The organism is Mesorhizobium sp. M2A.F.Ca.ET.037.01.1.1 (assembly GCF_003998075.1).
In the GTDB taxonomy this organism is placed as follows: domain Bacteria; phylum Pseudomonadota; class Alphaproteobacteria; order Rhizobiales; family Rhizobiaceae; genus Mesorhizobium.
On the sequence record NZ_RZSA01001712.1, the window covers coordinates 1 to 571 of the forward strand.

A 571-nucleotide genomic window follows, 5' to 3' on the forward strand; every position below is an offset into this window, starting at 1 on the left:
GTGCGGCCGAGATTCTGCAGCGGCTTCCAGATCTGCAGCGCCGAGAAGGCGACGTCGGCGGAGGTGAAGGGCTTGCCGTCATGCCATCTGACGCCGTCGCGCAGCTTGAAGCTCACCGACAGGCCGTCGGCCGCACCTTCCCAGGAAAGCGCGAGCCGCGGTTGAAGCCCGTCCTTGCCGTCGAAGGAGGCTTCGGCCAGCGTCTCGACGATCTTGCTGGAAATGAAGAAGACGCCGTTCGATGCAACGATTGCCGGGTTGAGGTTGCGCGGTTCGGAATCGGCGGCCAGCACGAGGCGGCCGCCCTTCTTCGGCGTCTGCGCGAAGCCGATGGTCGGCAGCGCGTTCGAGGCCAGCAGCAGCGCCGAACCGGCCAGCAGGCCGCGGCGTGAAACCGTCAATTCGGACATCGTTCAAACTCCCCTCTTCGCACCGCGGCAGGCGCGCCAATCGCGTGATTATGGGCCTTGGCAAAGGTTTCGCCAGAGACGGTTTTGGCGCATCATGGCTTGGCTTTGAAATTTCCGTCCGCTGGACCAGCCGGCCGAAAGAAGCTCTCATACTTTTATCT

At 63.4% G+C, this 571-nt stretch carries 1 protein-coding gene; it reads right to left on the reverse strand.

Annotation, left to right across the window (positions count from 1 at the left end; translation table 11 throughout):
* Positions 1-410: ABC transporter substrate-binding protein (locus EOA27_RS39380; protein ID WP_245491419.1), on the reverse strand; the 410-nt coding region annotated here is incomplete at its 3' end.
* Between the last annotated feature and the right edge of the window lie 161 nt (positions 411-571).